The sequence below is a fragment of the Pseudomonas sp. 05N434 genome, assembly GCF_056396965.1.
Window position 1 is genome coordinate 1 of the sequence record NZ_JBFTMK010000736.1, and the last position, 1,977, is coordinate 1,977.

The 1,977-nt window shown below is 56.5% G+C and carries 1 protein-coding gene; it reads left to right on the top strand.

The window, feature by feature from the left end; translation table 11 throughout:
* Positions 1-130 precede the first annotated feature (130 nt).
* Positions 131-1,977: dermonecrotic toxin domain-containing protein (locus tag AC1DLB_RS28775; RefSeq protein WP_477786165.1), on the top strand; the 1,847-nt coding region annotated here is incomplete at its 3' end.

The following is a 1,977-nucleotide window of genomic DNA, read 5'->3' on the forward strand; positions in this document are numbered from 1 at the left end:
CTGTCAAGCCTGCGACAAAGGATAAGCTCAAGCAATATGTACCGCACCCGGGCTTTTCATTGGCCCTACTGTTTTCCCTCGAGCCAACGACCTGCGATCGCCATCGATCGCAGCCCATCGAGGAAAAATCATGACTGCTCCAGCACTGCCRTATTTTTTCGACGAGGCAGAACGTGCATCCAATGCCAAACACCCCGGTGATCGCGAGAAAGCGCTGCATCTCACTCTTGACGATTTGAAATGGTTGAGGGGTGGTGTCTATCTCGCCACCCACGAGGTTCGCGCAGCCCAAAAGACTCCGATGCAGATAGATCGGTTGATGTTGAAGATGCCCGACGGGACTGACATTCCATTGGCCGGTGCGTTTTGCATGAGTCACCCCAAAGTCGAGGACGATGTCAAAAACGAACACAAGGCCAACGGCGAAGTCATCCTCTACACACCGTGGAAAGGTCTCGTCAAATACGCGGACATGACCGACCTCACCAAGAAACTCGAGGAACTGCTGAGCCAGGACGACGGCAAGCAGGCGCTGTTGCGTTATCTCTCTATCGAACAGCGGGCGACTGCATTGGCTGCCACGGGTTTGACAGTGACGCCGCAAAAAATCGAGGGGGCGGGGTTTCAGGACCAGGAGCAGATCCTCGACCGCAACCAGACGCAGAACATCCAGACGATGCTGGCTGAACTGGTGAAAATTCCGTCGCTGCAATCGATGCTGGACGAGCTGCTCAACATCGCCCTGGCCAAGCGTTTTCCCAAACTGGACCAGCGCCGTACGCAACTGGATAGTTTTATCGACAGCGCTTCTCCCTCCCCCAATACCGACAACCCGGAAAACCGGCGCAAGCTTTCTTCGCTGTCTTTGAGCGATGYCCTGCTGCACTTCTACCTGACCAATCAATGGCCGGATGGCGACATCAGGACCTTCTCCAACCCCGGCCACGGTGTGAGCAGCGACGCGGATAACCAGGCCTGGGAACTCGAGGTAAAAGAGATCGCGCAAAGCTTCACGCCCCACCTGCAAAGTCTGCTCGAAACCTTCTGGAATTCTCCCATGAGCAGCGGGCAGTCCCGTTCCGAACTTTTCGCCGAGGGCATGCGGGATGCCTATCATGTGGATCTTCTGCGAAAACGTCAGCAAGGTATTTTGAACACCACTGAATATCTGGAGTTGATGAGCGTCAGCGGCGCCGCGCCTGCGCCAGCCCTTCCGTTACGGGTCGAGGCCGTACGTGTCAGCGCCCTCTACAAACATTACGTAGAGCTCGCATCCACCTTTATGTGCGGTAACTCGGACACCTTGGGCTACCTGTACACCCACTCCTCAGGCATCCAGGCCAGTACCGATCTTGCAGCGATAAAAGACACGATACTGACCATGCTCAAAAGTGAAGGTCACGAGGACAATCTGCTTAATTTCATGTCCCTCGAGGAACGCGGCACCTTCCTGTCGCTTGAGCCACAGGAGCGCCTGATCATTGCTGAACCGATTAGCGGCCAGGTGTTTGAGCGACTCATGGAAGATGTCCGGGCCAAGCAATGGCAGAACCTGACCTACGCCCTGAGCCGGTACCGGGAAAGCGAGGGCACGCTCAATGTGCATGCGTTGCTCGACAATGCGCTGGATGTACGGGGCCTGATCGACAATCGCCTGTTGACCGGCGATGCAAACGGCCGCTGGAGCACCCGGGCCGATCAGCGATGGAGTGCCCGACCGGCCACCGTGCGGGCAGAATCGGCAAAAGAACAACTGGAAAGTCTCTCCACCGTCAAGCAGGCACTCGAGCAACAGCTGGATAAACACCCGTCCATTTCGGTTAAAACGTTAGCGGCGGCACAAACCCTCACCCGTTCGTCCCTTGAGCAACTGCAACCCAAGTTTGTGCATACCCTGACCACCGCATTGCGTAGCGAGCACAAGCTGCTGGGTGTCATCCGCGCGCTTGGGACGACGGAACTGGCAATGATCAAGAC